This is a genomic window from Rhizobium sp. BR 249 (assembly GCF_047445895.1).
Taxonomy (GTDB): Bacteria; Pseudomonadota; Alphaproteobacteria; order Rhizobiales; family Rhizobiaceae; genus Rhizobium.
The window spans coordinates 1-17,069 of the sequence record NZ_JARWKX010000010.1; the positions used below are offsets into that span (position 1 = coordinate 1).

Annotated in this window: 11 protein-coding genes; 7 read left to right on the forward strand and 4 right to left on the reverse strand. The window is 62.0% G+C overall.

Translation table 11 applies throughout. The features are described 5' to 3' along the window. Positions 1 to 168: IS3 family transposase (locus QD408_RS11380; RefSeq protein WP_414139482.1), on the forward strand; the 168-nt coding region annotated here is incomplete at its 5' end. Between the two features lie 61 nt (positions 169 to 229). Here QD408_RS11380 and QD408_RS11385 read toward each other — a convergent pair. Continuing rightward, entirely contained in the window at positions 230 to 931 is a 702-nt protein-coding gene (locus tag QD408_RS11385) for a DUF1013 domain-containing protein (protein WP_088675408.1), read from the reverse strand. 229 nt (positions 932 to 1,160) lie between these two features. Here QD408_RS11385 and acs point away from each other — a divergent pair, with 229 nt between their 5' ends. Beyond that, positions 1,161 to 3,116 carry an acetate--CoA ligase gene (acs, locus tag QD408_RS11390; RefSeq protein ID WP_414139383.1) on the forward strand — a complete coding sequence of 652 codons (1,956 nt, stop codon included), beginning with the start codon at positions 1,161 to 1,163 and terminating at the stop codon, positions 3,114 to 3,116. Between the two features lie 297 nt (positions 3,117 to 3,413). On the opposite strand, the gene QD408_RS11395 is transcribed toward acs, so the two are convergent. Continuing rightward, the gene (locus tag QD408_RS11395; protein WP_414139384.1) at positions 3,414 to 3,638 is read right to left on the reverse strand and encodes a DUF1674 domain-containing protein; all 225 of its coding nucleotides are present in this window, start codon (positions 3,636 to 3,638) and stop codon (positions 3,414 to 3,416) included. Positions 3,639 to 3,749: 111 nt separating this feature from the next. Between QD408_RS11395 and htpX the strand changes: the two genes are divergently transcribed. From htpX to purH, 4 genes are all read left to right on the forward strand, one after another. Then, positions 3,750 to 4,703 carry a zinc metalloprotease HtpX gene (gene htpX, locus QD408_RS11400; protein WP_414139385.1) on the forward strand — a complete coding sequence of 318 codons (954 nt, stop codon included), beginning with the start codon at positions 3,750 to 3,752 and terminating at the stop codon, positions 4,701 to 4,703. Next, the gene (locus tag QD408_RS11405) at positions 4,694 to 6,082 is read left to right on the forward strand and encodes an RsmB/NOP family class I SAM-dependent RNA methyltransferase (RefSeq protein WP_414139386.1); all 1,389 of its coding nucleotides are present in this window, start codon (positions 4,694 to 4,696) and stop codon (positions 6,080 to 6,082) included. Before htpX ends, QD408_RS11405 begins: the two co-directional genes overlap by 10 nt. Before the next feature lie 148 nt (positions 6,083 to 6,230). Further along, positions 6,231 to 7,904, forward strand: a complete 1,674-nt coding sequence (locus tag QD408_RS11410) for a heparinase II/III family protein (RefSeq protein ID WP_414139387.1) — start codon at positions 6,231 to 6,233, stop codon at positions 7,902 to 7,904. 107 nt (positions 7,905 to 8,011) lie between these two features. Beyond that, positions 8,012 to 9,628, forward strand: coding sequence for a bifunctional phosphoribosylaminoimidazolecarboxamide formyltransferase/IMP cyclohydrolase (purH, locus tag QD408_RS11415; RefSeq protein ID WP_414139388.1), 1,617 nt, complete (start codon positions 8,012 to 8,014; stop codon positions 9,626 to 9,628). A gap of 50 nt (positions 9,629 to 9,678) precedes the next feature. Here the strand turns inward: purH and QD408_RS11420 are convergent, their stop codons facing one another. After that, positions 9,679 to 11,067: an MFS transporter gene (locus QD408_RS11420; protein WP_414139389.1), complete on the reverse strand. Its 1,389-nt coding sequence runs from the start codon at positions 11,065 to 11,067 to the stop codon at positions 9,679 to 9,681. Between the two features lie 25 nt (positions 11,068 to 11,092). Next, a complete protein-coding gene (locus QD408_RS11425; RefSeq protein WP_414139390.1) occupies positions 11,093 to 15,868 on the reverse strand; it encodes an NAD-glutamate dehydrogenase in 4,776 nt (1,591 codons plus the stop codon). A 276-nt stretch (positions 15,869 to 16,144) separates the two neighbouring features. Between QD408_RS11425 and pdxY the strand changes: the two genes are divergently transcribed. After that, positions 16,145 to 17,020, forward strand: coding sequence for a pyridoxal kinase PdxY (gene pdxY, locus QD408_RS11430; protein ID WP_414139391.1), 876 nt, complete (start codon positions 16,145 to 16,147; stop codon positions 17,018 to 17,020). The last annotated feature ends 49 nt before the right edge of the window (positions 17,021 to 17,069 follow it).

Genomic DNA, 17,069 nt, shown 5'->3' on the forward strand with positions numbered 1-17,069 from the left:
CTCAAATCCGAGTTCTTCCATCCTAACCACTTCGACAGCATCGAAAGCCTCCGTGATGGCGTCGAGGACTATATTCGGTATTACAACAACGATCGCATCAGGCTAAAACTCAAAGGGCTGAGCCCTGTTCAATACAGGACTCAGCCCTTAAATAATCCCAGCCAATAAACCGTCCAACTTTACGGGGTCAGTTCAGACTCGGCGGGGTTTTTGATGAGAGAGATAGATCTCAGTACTGATCTTCGTCGTCTTCGTCCTTCGGGGCCGAGCGCAGCGAGCTCAGCTTGCGGAAGACGGCGTCGGCGTCGATTTCCTTTTCCTCTTCACGCTCGTAGCTCGGGGTCAGGCGTTCGGTCTCCTGAGCCGATTGCAGCGTTGCGCCAAGCTCGGCGGCGGTCGGCAGCGGACGGCCCTTGGAGGCCTTTTCCACTTCCATGTCGAGGTCGATCTGGCTGCAGAGGCCGAGTGTCACCGGGTCCATCGGCGCCAGGTTGGCGGAGTTCCAGTGGGTGCGCTCGCGGATTTGCTCGATGGTCGATTTCGTCGTGCCGACGAGGCGGGAAATCTGCGCGTCCTTCAGCTCCGGATGGTTGCGAACGAGCCAGAGAATGGCGTTCGGGCGGTCCTGGCGCTTGGAAACCGGGGTATAACGCGGGCCGCGGCGCTTGGATTCCGGCACGCGAACCTTCGGCTCGGAAAGTTTCAGCTTGTGGTTCGGATTGGCTTCGGCGCGAGCAATCTCGTCGCGGGAGAGCTGTCCCGTCGAGATCGGATCAAGGCCCTTGATGCCCTGCGCCGCTTCGCCGTCGGCGATCGCCTTGACTTCCAGCGGATGCAGTTTGCAGAACTGGGCGATCTGATCGAAAGACAGCGCCGTGTTGTCGACAAGCCAGATGGCAGTCGCCTTCGGCATGAGCAATGTTTGAGCCATGGATATAGTCCTTCTATCGTCCGCGCCGGTCGCGGTCCGTGGATTGTCACCACAATGTCCGGGAAATATGCCGCTATATAACCGTACTGTCGCAGAATTGCAATTCTTCCGAAATCAAATGACCTTTGTCTAATTGCCGTGGCGATGCGACCTGCTATGAATTGCCCTGATTTGAAGTCCGGGCTCATAAATCGCTTGGCCCGTCGCATGTCCCATGAGGAGGAGTTCCATGTCGGAGAAGATCCATCCGGTGCCGAAGCCGGTGAAGGCGCGTGCCCTGATCGATAAGGAGAAGTACCTGAAATGGTACGAGGAAAGCGTCGAGGACCCGGACAAGTTCTGGGGCAAGCACGGCAAGCGCATCGACTGGTACAAGCCCTATACCAAAGTCAAGAACACGTCCTTTACCGGCAAGGTCTCGATCAAGTGGTTCGAGGACGGACAGACCAACGTCTCCTATAATTGCATCGACCGCCATCTGAAGACGAATGGCGACCAGGTGGCGATCATCTGGGAAGGCGACAATCCCTACGTCGACAAGAAGATCACCTATAACGAGCTTTACGAGCATGTCTGCCGGATGGCGAACGTGCTCAAGAAGCACGGCGTCAAGAAGGGCGATCGCGTCACCATCTACATGCCGATGATCCCCGAGGCGGCTTACGCGATGCTCGCCTGCGCCCGCATCGGCGCGGTGCATTCGGTGGTCTTCGGCGGCTTCTCGCCGGAGGCCTTGGCAGGCCGCATCGTCGACTGCGAATCCACCTTCGTCATCACCTGCGACGAGGGCGTGCGCGGCGGCAAGCCGGTGCCGCTGAAGGACAATACCGATACGGCGATCCACATCGCCGCCCGCCAGCACGTGATCGTGGACAAGGTTCTGGTCGTGCGCCGCACCGGCGGCAAGACCGGCTGGGCGCCCGGCCGCGACCTCTGGTACCATCAGGAAGTCGCCACGGTGAAGGCGGAGTGCCCGCCGGTGAAGATGAAGGCGGAAGATCCGCTCTTCATCCTTTATACGTCGGGCTCGACAGGCAAGCCGAAGGGCGTGCTGCACACGACGGGCGGCTACCTCGTCTATGCGTCGATGACACATGAATATGTCTTCGACTACCATCATGGCGACGTCTACTGGTGCACGGCCGATGTCGGCTGGGTCACCGGCCACTCCTATATCGTCTACGGGCCGCTCGCCAACTGCGCGACGACGCTGATGTTCGAGGGCGTGCCGAACTTCCCGGACCAGGGCCGTTTCTGGGAAGTCATCGACAAGCACAAGGTCAACATCTTCTACACGGCGCCGACGGCGATCCGCTCGCTGATGGGCGCCGGCGACGATTTCGTTACGCGCACTTCGCGCTCTTCGCTGCGCCTGCTCGGTACTGTGGGCGAACCGATCAATCCCGAAGCCTGGGAATGGTATTACAATGTCGTCGGCGACAAGCGCTGCCCCGTCATCGATACCTGGTGGCAGACGGAAACCGGCGGCCACATGATCACGCCGCTGCCGGGGGCCACCGATCTGAAGCCGGGTTCGGCGACGACGCCGTTCTTCGGCGTCAAGCCGCAGCTGGTCGACAATGAGGGCAAGGTGCTGGAAGGCGCTGCAGACGGCAATCTCTGCATCACCGACAGCTGGCCGGGGCAGATGCGCACTGTTTATGGCGACCACGAGCGCTTCATCCAGACCTATTTCTCCACCTACAAGGGGAAATATTTCACCGGCGACGGCTGCCGGCGCGATGCGGACGGCTATTACTGGATCACCGGCCGCGTCGACGACGTGCTCAACGTCTCGGGTCACCGGCTCGGTACTGCGGAAGTGGAATCGGCGCTCGTCTCGCACAATCTGGTCTCGGAAGCGGCGGTCGTCGGTTATCCGCATTCGATCAAGGGCCAGGGCATCTATTGCTATGTGACTTTGATGGCCGGCCACGAAGGCACCGATACGCTTCGCCAGGAACTGGTGAAACATGTCCGCGCCGAAATCGGCCCGATCGCCGCGCCCGACAAGATCCAGTTCGCGCCCGGCCTGCCGAAGACCCGCTCCGGCAAGATCATGCGCCGCATCCTGCGCAAGATCGCCGAAGACGATTTCGGCGCCCTCGGCGACACTTCGACGCTCGCCGATCCAGCCGTCGTCGACGATCTGATCGCCAACCGGCAGAACAAGGTGACTGCTTAAAAACGACAAGGCCGCTCTTCCTTGTTGGAGCGGCCTCAGTTTGTTGACAAAGTCTCCTCCGTCATGCTCGGCCTTGTGCCGAGCATCTGGCCATTGCAATTGTTTGACAGGAAAGCATTTATTTTCAGATACTTAATTGGACGTGCGTAAATCCTCGGCACAAGGCCGAGGTTAACGTCGCGGGTTTTGCAGGGGTTTGTCAGCAGCCTGAAGCCGCTCCTTTGTTGGAGCGGTCTTATTTTTCTACGCGGGAAATGCCGCCGATTTTTAAGCGACGCTTTGGCTCCCGGAGCCGAATCAAAAATCGATCGCCCGGCCGTTGATCTCATAGTCCCCGAAGCGCGCAGGCTCAGCTCCGCCGCGTCCGCCGGTTTCCGGCGGCAATTCCAGAGGTTTCTGGTTCTTCCGGCGTTCCTCGGCTTCGGCAAGCGCGCGCCTGGCAGCCGGAGACAGTACCTTTCGCGGCGGCTCCGATCCCTCGGCTGCCGGGATTTCGCTATTGTCGTTATCGGCTTCCTGCATTGGCTTCTCCTGCCGGAAAACATTGAAAATGACCGGCGAATAACCAAATCATAATGCGCCGGCGGAGCGATTGAAAGCTTGCGGCGCCGAAATCGGAGATGGAGATCCGCAATGAACCTCGTCCGCACTGCCATGTTGCTTGCCTTCATGACGGCGCTTTTCATGTTTGTCGGCTTCCTGATCGGCGGTCGGGCCGGCATGATGATCGCATTCCTCATTGCGGCCGGCATGAATTTCTTCTCCTACTGGAACTCCGACCGGCTGGTGCTTTCGGCCTATCGTGCCCAGGAAGTCGATGAACGCAACGCGCCGGAGTTCTTCCGGATCGTGCGCGATCTCGCCCGCAATGCCGGCCTGCCGATGCCGAAGGTCTATCTCTATGACAATCCGCAGCCGAACGCCTTCGCGACCGGCCGCAATCCTGAAAATGCCGCCGTCGCCGCCTCGACGGGCCTGCTTGCCGCCTTGTCTCCCGAAGAAGTCGCAGGCGTGATGGCGCATGAGCTCGCCCATATCCAGAACCGCGACACGCTGACCATGACGATCACGGCAACGCTTGCCGGCGCGATCTCGATGCTCGGCAATTTCGCCTTCTTCTTCGGCGGCAACCGCGAGAACAACAATCCGCTCGGTTTCATCGGTGTCCTCGTGGCGATGATCGTGGCGCCGCTCGCCGCCATGCTGGTGCAGATGGCGATCAGCCGCACGCGCGAATATTCGGCCGACCGCCGCGGCGCCGAGATCTGCGGCAATCCGCTCTGGCTCGCCTCCGCCCTCGGCAAGATCGCGCGCGGTGCGGCCCATGTTCCGAATGAGGACGCCGAGCGCAATCCGGCGACGGCCCATATGTTCATCATCAATCCGCTCTCCGGCGAGCGCATGGACAATCTGTTTTCGACCCATCCGAATACGGAAAACCGCATTGCCGCGCTGCAGGAGATGGCGCAGGGCGGCATGAATGTCTCGACGGGACCGGTGCGTGCTGCTAATCCCTCGCGCAAATCGCGCTCTGTTCCGAATACGGGTCGCGGTGGTTCCCAACCGCCAAAAGGTCCGTGGTCTTGAATTCAGACGGCACGAAGAAACCATTCCGCAAACAGAAGTCCTCCGCCCCCCGGTCGGCGCCCGCCAAGCCCGGCTTGCAGGCCCGGGCCGCGGCGGCGAAGATTCTCGCCGCCGTCGTCGATCGCAAACTGCCGCTCGATGGCGCGCTCGACCACGAACACGGCAATCCGGCCTATAAGGCGCTCGGCGAAGGCGACCGGGCGCTTGTTCGGGCCATTCTGAACACGACGCTGCGCCATCTGCCGCGCATCGATGCGGCAATTGCAGCACTTCTGGATTCGCCGCTGCCCGAGGGCGCACGGGCGCTGCATCACGTTCTTGCCATCGGCGCGGCGCAGATCCTCTATCTCGACGTGCCCGATCATTCGGCCGTCGATCTTGCCGTCGAACAGGCCAATCAAGATCCGCGCAATCGCCGTTTCGCCAAGCTGGTCAATGCCATCCTCCGCCGGCTCGGCCGTGAGAAGGATGCGGTGCTGGAGGAAATCGGCAAGGTCGCGCCGATGCCGGCCTGGTTCATCGCGAGGCTGGAAAAGGCCTATGGCCGGGAGGCGGCGCTGGCGATTTCGCAATCCCAGCTTGAGCCGGCGGCGATCGATCTGACCGTCAAATCGAATCCCGAAGATTGGGCAAAGCGGCTGAACGGCGCTGTCCTCCCGACCGGCGGTGTAAGGCTTGCGGCCTTCGAGGGCGGCATTCCCTCGCTCGAGGGCTTCGACGAAGGCGCATGGTGGGTGCAGGATGCGGCCGCGAGCATTCCGGCCAAGCTTTTCGGCGATCTCTCCAGCAAGAGAGCCGCCGATCTCTGCGCGGCGCCCGGCGGCAAGACGGCGCAGCTCATCCTTGCCGGGGCCAAGGTCACTGCCCTCGATCAATCGGAAAGCCGGCTAAGACGGTTGCGCTCGAATCTCGACCGGCTTGGCCTCAAGGCTGAGACAATCGCGACGGACCTGACGAAATTCGAGCCGGCGGAGCGTTTCGATGCGATCCTACTCGATGCCCCCTGCTCCTCGACCGGCACGACCCGCCGCCACCCCGACGTGCTGTGGACCAAGGGACCAGAGGATATTGCCAGGCTGGCGGCGTTGCAGGAGCGGCTGCTGCGTCACGCGCTGACATTGCTGAAGCCTAATGGAACCCTGGTTTTCTCCAATTGCTCGCTCGATCCAGCCGAGGGCGAGGAGGTGGTCGCCCGTGTTCTTTCCGATACGGATGCAGTCGAGCGTGTTGCGATCGGCGCCGCCGATTGGCCCGGCCTCGAAGCGGCGATCACCCCGCTCGGCGAATTCCGCACGCTTCCCACCCTGCTGAAAATGCCGGACGGTTTTGCCTCCGGCCTCGACGGCTTCTATGCGGCCGTGCTGCGACGAACAGCCTAATCACGGCTTGCAGAACCGCCGCATAATTTCCGGCGGTCCGCTTTAATTTGAGTATATTCGAACTTTGTCACGAATTAATTCATTGCGGGCGATGAAATCGGCCGCTTTTCACCTATTCTTAACCACGAGGGTCAATAGACAATAGAATATGCAGTCCGGTCGGCGTTTTGCGAGCATGTATGTTCGGGAGGCTTGGCGGCGCGCCTTGCGCCGCGTCGCGTTGCTGCGCCTGAAGCTCATCCGCCATTCGATCAAGCCGCCCGAGCGCCTCATCGTCGCCCCGACCGACCTTCGCGGAATCGATCCGCATGTGGCGGACGAGATCCTGAACGGACGCTTCCTGCTGGCCGGGCGCATGCTGGAAACCAGCGGAAAATCGCCCTTTACCTTCACCCTGCCTTCGCGCCCTTTCGCAATCCGCCTGCACAGCTTCGGCTGGCTGCGGCACATGCGGGCGAACAAGACGGAGCGCAACGCGGCTGCTGCCCGCGCAATCGTCGACAGCTGGCTTTCGATCCATGCCGGCCGCATGGAGGGAATTGCCTGGGAGATCGACGTCACCGCTCAGCGCGTCATTGCCTGGCTGTCGCACTCGCCCGTCGTGTTGCAGAATGCCGATCGCGGCTTCTATCGCCGCTTCATGAAGTCGCTGGCGTTCCAGGTAAGGTTCCTGCACCGCATGGCGCCGTTCACGCTCGGCGGACTGGAGCTATTCCGGCTGCGTATTGCGCTTGCCATGGCCTCCGTCGCCATGCCGACCCGCGCGTCCACGCTGAAAAGAGCCGCGCAGGCGCTCGACCGCGAATTCGATAGCCAGATTCTGCCCGATGGCGGCCATGTGTCGCGCAACCCGCGCGCCGGCCTGGAACTGCTGCTCGATCTGCTGCCGCTGCGGCAGACCTATGTCAATCTCGGCCACGACCTGCCGCAGAAGCTGATCTCGGGCATCGACCGTATGTATCCGGCGCTGCGTTTCTTCCGCCATCAGGACGGGGACCTGGCGCTCTTCAACGGCGCCACCTCGACGCTGGCAAACGAGCTGATGTCCGTGCTCCGATATGACGAGACGGCAGGCCAGCCGTTCAAGGCTTTGCCGCAGTCGCGCTATCAGCGGCTTTCCGCGGGAAAGACTGTCATCATTGCCGATACCGGCGTGCCGCCCTCGGGAGGCGCACTGCGGAGCGCACATGCCGGCAGCCTCTCCTTCGAGATGTCGTCCGGCCGCCATCGTTTCATCGTCAATTCCGGCTCACCGAAATTTGCCGGGCATCGCTATGTCCAGATGGCGCGCACGACGGCGGCGCATTCGACCGTCATCCTCAACGATACCTCTTCCAGCCGATTTTCACATTCTCCCTTTCTCAGTCACGCGATCATCGAACCGGTCAAAACTGTCGTCGTCGAGCGGGCCGAAACGGAAGATGGACGCGATGGAATCAAGCTCAGCCATGACGGTTATGTGAGAGCTTTCGGCGTGATGCACGAGCGCGAACTGACGCTCAATGCCGCCGGTTCGATGGTGACGGGCCGTGACCGGCTCTTCGTTCGTGAAGGATATGAGAATGACGAGCCGCTGAAAGCGGTTGCCCGCTTTCACATTCACCCCTCGATCGTCCTGGAGCAGAGCGACGGCGAATCCGTGCTGCTGACGGCGCCGGATGGCGAAAGCTGGCTGTTTTCCGCGCCCGGCAATGAAGTGCTGATCTCCGAGGACATCTTCTTTGCCGATAGCTCCGGCATTTGCGGTTCGGACCAGATCGAGATCGACTTTGATCTTGCGGGGAAAACCGAAATCCGCTGGTTCCTGTCCCGTAAGGGCTAGATCATGCGCTAACGCCTGTTTGCGCGGCGGCAAAGCTGTGCTAACGCGACGCCAGCATGCAGGCGTCCCCCGTGGATGTCTCCCGAAGCCCGAACGGAGAAGGTTTCATGGCCGTCATTTCCAAAAAGATCCCCGCCCCCGACAAGGTCGAAATCAAGACCGCCCTCCTCTCCGTCTTCGATAAGACGGGAGTCGTGGAGCTTGCCCGCTCATTGTCGGAGCGAGGCGTGCGGCTGCTGTCGACCGGCGGCACCTACAAGGCGATCGCGGCTGCCGGCCTTGCCGTCACCGATGTCTCCGAAATCACCGGCTTTCCCGAGATCATGGACGGGCGCGTCAAGACGCTGCATCCGACGGTGCATGGCGGCCTGCTGGCGATCCGCGACGATGGTGAACACCAGGAGGCGATGAAGAAACACGGCATCGAAGGCATCGATCTTGCCGTCATCAACCTCTACCCCTTCGAGGAAGTGCGCGCGGCCGGCGGCGATTATCCGACGACCGTCGAGAATATCGATATCGGCGGTCCGGCGATGATCCGCGCATCGGCCAAGAACCATGCCTATGTGACGACCCTGACCGATCCGGCCGACTATGCCGAATTCTTGGAGCAGCTCTCTGCAGATGGCGGCAAGACCGCCTATGCCTTCCGGCAGCGCATGGCTGCCAAGGCCTATGCCCGCACTGCGGCCTATGACACGATGATTTCGAACTGGTTCGCCGAAGCGTTGTCGATCGACACGCCGCGCCACCGCGTCATCGGCGGCGCGCTGAAGGAAGGGATGCGCTACGGGGAAAACCCGCATCAGAAAGCCGCCTTCTACGTGACGGGCGAGAAGCGTCCGGGCGTTTCGACGGCTCTCCTTCTCCAGGGCAAGCAGCTCTCCTACAACAATATCAACGATACCGATGCCGCCTACGAACTCGTTGCCGAGTTCCTGCCGGAGAAGGCGCCGGCCTGCGCCATCATCAAGCATGCCAATCCCTGCGGCGTCGCCACCGGATCGAGCCTGGTCGAGGCCTATCGGCGGGCACTCGCCTGCGATTCCGTGTCGGCCTTCGGCGGCATCATCGCGCTGAATCAGATTTTGGATGCCGAAACGGCCGAAGAGATCGTCAAGCTCTTCACTGAAGTCATCATCGCGCCCGATGTCACCGAAGAGGCGAAAGCTATCGTCGCCCGCAAGCCGAACCTGCGGCTTCTGTCTGCCGGCGGCTTGCCCGATCCGCGCGCCGCGGGCCTGACGGCGAAGACCGTTTCCGGCGGCCTGCTGGTCCAGAGCCGCGACAATGGCATGGTCGAGGATCTCGAGCTCAAGGTCGTCACCAAGCGCGCGCCGACGGCGCAAGAGCTTGAGGACATGAAGTTCGCCTTCAAGGTCGGCAAGCATGTGAAATCCAACGCCGTGGTCTATGCCAAGGACGGCCAGACGGCCGGCATCGGCGCCGGCCAGATGAGCCGGGTCGATTCCGCCCGCATTGCCGCGCTGAAGGCCGAGGAGGCCGCCAAGGCGCTCGGTCTTGCGGTTCCGATGACAAAGGGCTCGGCGGTCGCTTCCGAAGCCTTCCTGCCCTTTGCCGATGGTCTTCTGTCGATGATCGCCGCAGGGGCGACTGCCGTCATCCAGCCGGGCGGCTCGATGCGCGATCAGGAGGTCATCGATGCCGCAAACGAGCACGGCGTCGCCATGGTCTTCACCGGCATGCGCCATTTCCGCCACTGACTCGGAACTGCCGTCCTGCTTCCATCAGGTCCGGCCGTGCGTAATATTTCCTACGCGCGGTCGGCCGGATAAGGCGTGCGGATCAGGAGCACCAGGCCGCCCGCCAGGAACAGGATCAGCGTCGCCATTCCGAACCGCGGCGACCCGCTCATATAGGTCACCAGCGAGAAGAGCAGCGTCGCCATGAAACTCGTGGCGCGCCCGGAAAGCGCGTAGATGCCGAAATAGCGGCCGGCTTCCTCCAGGCTGACGCTGCGGGCAAGGTAGGAGCGCGACGAAGCCTGCACCGGCCCGAAGGCGAGCCCGATCAGCAGGCCGTAGAGAATATAAGCCTTTTCCGCCGCCGTGCCGAAGAGGCCGCCGGAATCCGTCGTCGGCAGCGGCATCAGGCCGAAGAGCGTGTAACCCGGCCCTGTCGAAATGATGCCGAAGGTGGCGAGAAGCAGCATGGTGAGGCTGATGACGACGGTCGTCTTCGAGCCTACGCCCTTGTCGATACGGCTGGCGAGCAGGCAGCCGAAGATCGCGACGACATTCAGGATAATGCCGTAGATGCCGATCTCGATCGTCGCCCAGCCGAACATGCCGGCCGCAAAAACGCCACCCAAGATCAGCAGGCCATTGACGCCGTCCTGGTAGATCATCCGGGCGACGAGGAATTTCAGGATACCGCGGCGCTCCTTGAGCTCGCCGAGCGTGTTTCTGAGTTCCCGCAGGCCGAAGCGGACAGCGGTGCCGAAAGGAAGCCCTCTGCGAACATCAGGCGTGAAGAAGAACATCGGCAGGATGAAAATCAGATACCAGACGGCCGAGATCGGCCCGGTGATGCGCGCGTCCTCGCCGGTCTTCGGATCGAGGCCGAACAGCGGGTCGAGGCCGAGGATGGTCTTGCCGCTCTCCGGGCTTGCCGCGAGCAGCGTGACGACGGCGATGAGCACGATCATGCCGCCGAGATAGCCGAGCCCCCAGGCGGTATTGGAGAGCTTTCCGACCTCGTCCTTGCCGACGAGGCGCGGCATCATCGAGTCGTTGAAGACGATCGAAAACTCGGCCGAGATCGAGGCGAGGATCATGAAGATCACGGGATAGAGGATCGGCGAGCCGGGGGCGGCGAACCACAGGCCGAAAAGGCTCGCGATCTTGATGGTCGCGAAGAAGCCGATCCAGGGCTTGCGTGCGCCCGACTGGTCGGCGATCGAGCCGAGCACCGGCGAGAGCACGGCGATGATCACCGAGGAGATCGTCGCCGTGTTGCTCCACATCGCCTGGGCGGATAAAGGATCATCGGTCAGTCGCGAGACGAAATAAGGCCCGAAGATGAAGGTGGTGACCACCGTGAAGAAGGGCTGGGCCGCCCAATCGAAGAACATCCACCCCCAGATGCCCTTCTCCGTGGCCTTAGGGGGCTGCGTTCCTGTCCAGTCGATGCGATTCACCATCCGCTCCTTTTTGCAGCGGACTGTCTCACCTCACCCGGTCGCGCGCAAGATCGGTCAGGATACCTGCAGCAACGGTAATACGCGCAAGATTGGGATCGCCGCCGTCGCTGAGGCTCGAAAGCTCCTCGACGATACGGTTGATCCGGATGCGATCCTGCGCATGCCAGGCTTGAACGGGCAGCTTCTCCTTGCCGTGGTCGGAAAGGGCGGAGATGACGATGTCGCGCCTTGCGCTGGCGATCTGGTCGATGCTGCGGGCAAGCGCCAGGTTCTCGTAATGATCGGAGGTAAGGATGCGTCCGCCGGCCGCCAGCAGCCGGGCGATGCGGAAGGTCTGCGACACCGCGAAGTAATTCTCTGCGGCGCGCACCAGCGGCTCACCGGTACGCTCGGCGATCTGCATGATCTCGGGCACCAGCGCGAAGCTGTGGAGATTGGCGATCTCGGCGGCGAGTTTTTCGGGCACGCCGGCCTGCGCATATTCCGCCTGTCGCGTCGCGACATCGGCGGCCGACTGTTCGGCGAAGGCAGGTTTCAGCTTCTTCAATGCTGCCTGCAGCCGGCTAATCACTTCGGCCATGTCGGCCTTGGCCATACCGGTCTTCAGGAGCAGGCGCGTCAGCACGATGAAGCTGTGGCTGATCTCCTCGTAGATGCGGTTCTGCATCTCGCCGGAAACGCTGCCGTCGAGAGCGTCCGTTTCGGCCCAGAGCCGGTTCAGGTCGAAACCGTCGCGGGCGACGATTGCGGCGCGCACGACTTCCGGCGCCGAAGCCGCCGTCGCATCCATCATGGCAACGGTGAAGCTCGGCCCGCCGCGGTTGATCGCCTCGTTGGCAAGCACCGTCGCGACGATTTCGCGCTTCAGCCGGTGGCCAGCGATATCGCCGGCGTTCGACTTCTGCATCTTCACGGGGAAGTAATTGGAAAGTGTTGCGGTGAAATAGGGATCGTCGGGCAGGTCGCTGGCAGCAAGCGCATCGAAGAGCACGATCTTGGCATAGGACACCAGCACGCCGATTTCCGGCCGGGTCAGCGGCTTGCCGGCGGCGTAGCGCTCAGCCAGCGTCGCTTCGTCCGGTAATGTCTCGACCTTGCGGTTCAGCTGCTTGGCGCCTTCGAGAACCGTCATGAAACGCGCAAGTTCCAGGCCGTTGGCCGTGCCCTTGCGCTCCGTCAGCGAGATCGCCAGCGACTGCAGATAGTTGTTGCGCAGCACGAGTACCGCCACCTCGTCGGTCATCGACGACAGAAGCTGGTCGCGTTTCGCGCGCGTCAGGCGCCCGTCATGCATGGCGGCCGCCAGCGCGATCTTGATATTGACCTCGACGTCCGAGGTGTTGACGCCGGCCGAGTTGTCGATGGCGTCGGAGTTGCAGCGCCCGCCCTTGAGGCCGTAGGCGATGCGGCCCTTCTGTGTGACGCCGAGGTTTGCGCCCTCGCCGATCACCTTGGCGCGCACTTCGGTCGCGGTGACGCGGATCGGGTCGTTAGCGCGGTCGCCGACTTCGGTGTCGGTTTCGGACGGAGCCTTCACATAGGTGCCGATGCCGCCGAACCAGAGCAGGTCGACTGGGCTTTTCAGGATCGCCGTCATGATCTCGAAGGGGGTGGCCACCGCCTTGTCGATGCCGATCGCGGCAACCGCTTCCGGCGTCAGCGTGACCGATTTCGCTGCGCGGGAAATGATCATCGCGCCTTTTGAAAGCACGCTTTTGTCGAAATCCTGCCAGCTCGAACGCGGCAGGTTGAAGAGCCGCTGGCGCTCGGCCAGCGTCTTTTCCATATCTGGATCGGGATCGATGACGATGTCGCGGTGATCGAAGGCGGCAATGAGCCTGATCTTGGGTGAGAGCAGCATGCCGTTGCCGAAGACGTCGCCCGACATGTCGCCGACGCCGGCGACGGTGAAGGGCGTCGTCTGGATGTCGATATCCATTTCGCGGAAATGGCGTTTCACGGTTTCCCAGGCGCCGCGGGCGGTAATGCCCATCTTCTTATGGTCATATCCGGCCGAGCCGCCGGAGGCGAAGGCGTCGTCCAGCCAGAAGCCGGCTTCCTGCGCCAGCGCATTGGCGGTGTCGGAGAAGGTTGCCGTGCCCTTGTCGGCGGCGACGACGAAATAGGGATCGTCGCCATCCAATCTCACCGTATCCTTCGGCGGCACGATCTCGGCGCCGGAGATGTTGTCGGTGATCGACAGCAGCGTGCGGATATAGGTCTTGTAAGCCTCGCGGCCTGCATTGAAGATTTCGTCGCGGCTGCCGCCGACCGGAAGCTTCTTCGGATAGAAGCCGCCCTTGGCGCCGACAGGCACGATGACCGCGTTCTTCACCTGCTGCGCCTTGACGAGGCCGAGCACTTCGGTGCGGTAGTCTTCGGCGCGATCAGACCAGCGCAGGCCGCCGCGCGCCACCTTGCCGAAGCGCAGGTGCACGCCTTCGACCTCGACGCCGTAAACGAACATCTCGCGGAAGGGTTTCGGCTCCGGCAGCCCGTCGACCAGATGCGGATCGAGCTTGAAGGCCAGCATCGCCTTCGGCGAACCGTCCTGGTTCTTCTGGAAATAATTGGTTCGCAGCGTCGCATCGACGATATTGACGTAGCGGCGCAGGATACGGTCGTCGTCCAGGCTCGGGACGTCGGCGAGTTCGGCCTCGATCGCCTGGTGCAGCTCGGCAAGCTTCTTCACGCGGGCCTTTTCCGAAAGCCTGGTGTCGAGCGTGTCGTGGAAGAGGCGGAAGATGGCGCCGGCAATCCTTGGATATTTGTCGAGCGTCGTTGCGATATAATCCTGCGAATAGGCGATGCCGGCCTGGCGGAGATAACGCGCATAGGCACGCAGCACGTTGGCTTCACGCGCCGAAAGCCCGGCCGACAGGATCAGCCGGTTGAAGCTGTCATTGTCGATCGTGCCGGCGAAGGCAGCGACGAAAGCTTCCTCGAGGGCAGCGCCGTAACGGTGCAGATCGATTTCGCTGCCGGTGCGGGTCTCGAGCTCCATGTCGTGCAGCACCACAAGTTTCGTTTGTCCGTCGGCGGACTGCACGCCGATGTCGAAGGTGCGTTCGCTGACGACATTGAAGCCGAGATTTTCCAGAAGCGGCACGCGGCGCGACAGCGCCAGCTGACCGCCGGAATGGAAGATCTTCAGCGACAGGACGCGGCCCTGTTCTTCCTGGCGATGATAAAACTGGATACGGAGCGGTTCGCCGGCAGCGCAGGCGCCGATATCGGCGAGGTCGGCAACGGTTTCCTCGGGGGTGAATGAATCCTGGAAGGCCTGGTCCACCGATAGCTTCGGCGCCTTGGGTCCGGCGAGCGCTTCGAAACGATCGTCCCAACGGGCGGTGATCTCGCGGATCGTCTGCTCCAGCTTCGCCTGCGGGATGCGCGGCGTCTTGCCGCCGGAGCGGCCGATGATGAAATGCACGCGGGCGACGCCGCCTTCCGGGAAGGCCGGGTAATAGGCCGAGACACGGCCGTCGTAGACGGTTTTCAGATAGGTGCCGATCCGCTCGCGCACGATCGAGTCATACTCCTCGCGCGGCACGTAGACGATCACCGAGACGAAACGGTCGAAATGGTCGATGCGCGGCAGGGCGCGCACGCGCGGCCGGTCGGCGAGATCGTTGATCTGCTCGGCAAAGCTTGCAAGCAGCGTCGTATCGATCTGGAAAAGATCGTCGCGCGGATAGGATTCCAGCGTGTTGTCGAGCATGCGGCCGGAATGGCTCATCGGGTCGAAGCCGAAATGCTCCTTCACTTTCTCGATCTTGGAACGCAGCAGCGGGATCTCGGAGGCGAGCGAGGTGTAGGCCGTCGAGGTGAAGAGACCGACGATGCGGAGTTCCCCTGTGACGTTGCCTTGCGCGTCGAAGCGTTTGACGCCGACATAATCCATATAGGCCCGGCGATGGACGATCGATTTCACATTCGCCTTGGTGACGATCAGGTAGTCGGGACCGTCGAGGAAGGCAAGGATCTCGGGCGTCGTCGTCACGGCATCCTTGCCGGTGCGCAGCACGAGAACATCCGGATTGGAGAGAATGCCGAGGCCGGCCCCCTTGTCGCGCTCGACCTTGGCGTCGGCGCCCTTGCCGGAATAGACATATTCCCGCATGCCGAGGAAAGTGAAATTCTCGTCGCGCAGCCAGGTCAGAAAGGCGACCGCCTCGGCGTGCTCGGCTTTCCTGCGGCCAGCGCCATTTGCCGCAAGCTCGGCGATCACGCCGTCGAGCTTGGCAAGCATCGGCTTCCAGTCGGAAACCGACAGCCGGACCTGTTCGAGCACGGTCTGGATGCGTTTGACGAGATCGGCGGCCTGGCTGGAATTGAGTGGCGCAATATGAAGCTGGATATGGCTGACACGCGCGGCGGGATCGCTCGGATGGTCGGCGGAATAAAGCGTGGGCGCCTTGCCCTTTTCGATCACCAGGATGGGATGCACGGCCATGAAGAGATCGCGGTGGGTGCTCGTCACCTCGCCCATGACCGATTCATAGAGGAAAGGCATGTTCCGGTCGGTGACCGAGAGCACCGAAACGGCGGTGCCGCCAGGCGTGACATCGGCAATGGTGTCGATGCTGACGCGCGGCGCCTTGCCGTTCCAGGCGGCGAGTTCCCTGGCTGAATGCACGGCGGAGAGCGCCAGCATCTCAGGCGTATAGAGTTCGAGATCGTCATTGCTGGCCCGGCCGAAGAGAATCTCCGGATCGAGATGCGGCTCGCCTGTCGCCTTGGCGATCTTCTGCGCGCTTTCGATCTGCTTTTCTCGTTTCGGATTGTTTCTGGCAGCCATGAATCGCCTCCCGCAATAGACTGATTTTCTGCAAGCTAGCAGAAGATTCCCCGAAAAAATCTCTAAAATAGAGGCTTGAGGAACCGCTTTGATGCTTTTTTGATGCTGAAAATGGGAATTTGTTAGAGATTTTTCCGCTTTCGTGGCCAAAACGAACGGAAAGACCTCTCTTCCGGTTTTTCGTTCCGCCGCACATTTCCACGCTCACGTGAAGAATGGTTGACAGCGCGGCTTCAAAAAGATCATCAAACGCCATCATCATTCGGACCTTGTATCATGTCGGAAAATGCAGCGGGCGCAGTCATCGTCATCTCCAGTCATGCGGTGCGCGGCTCGGTGGGAAACCGTGCGGCCGTCTTTGCGCTGGAGACGCTCGGTCATCCGGTCTGGGCGCTGCCGACCGTCGTTCTGCCCTGGCATCCCGGTCACGGCCGCTCGACGCGGCTGACATTTGCGGAAGCCGATTTCGATGCGGCGATCGACGACCTGATCCGCGCGCCCTGGATCGGTGAAGTGAAGGCGGTGCTTTCAGGCTATTTCGGCAATGCCGCCCAGGCACGCTCTGTCGCTCGCCTCATCGGCGCGCTGAGGCAAGACAATCCCGAGCTCATCTATGTCTGTGATCCCGTCATGGGCGATCTCGGCGGCCTTTATGTGCCGCAGGCGACCGCAGAGGCCATTCGCGATCATCTGATTCCGCTTGCCTCGCTCGCCACGCCGAACCGCTACGAACTCGCATGGCTTTCGGGGGCGGCGCTGGAAGATAACACCGCCATCATGGAGGCGGCGCTGGCGCTCGGGCCGTCGCGCATGCTCGTCACGTCGGCCGTGCCGATGATGTCAGGGGGCACCGGCAATCTCTATCTGTCCGGCCGCCACGCGCTTCTCGCCGAGCATCGCGTCGTCGACAATCCGCCGAACGGTCTCGGTGACCTGCTTGCCGCCGTCTTTCTCTCGCGTCTCCTGTCCGGTCTCGAAGACGAAAAGGCGCTGCAGCTTGCCACCGCGAGCGTCTTCGAGGTGCTTGCGCGCGCCGTCAAGCGCGGCAGCAACGAGCTGATGCTGGCTAGCGATGCCTCCAGCCTTTCGACGCCAATGGCGATGGTGCAGATGCGTCGGCTCATGCATCCCGCGCAGCGGCGGAAAAAATGACGCATTTGCCGATTCATTCATTTTGCGGTGCAGCAGTTGATCTTGTCTT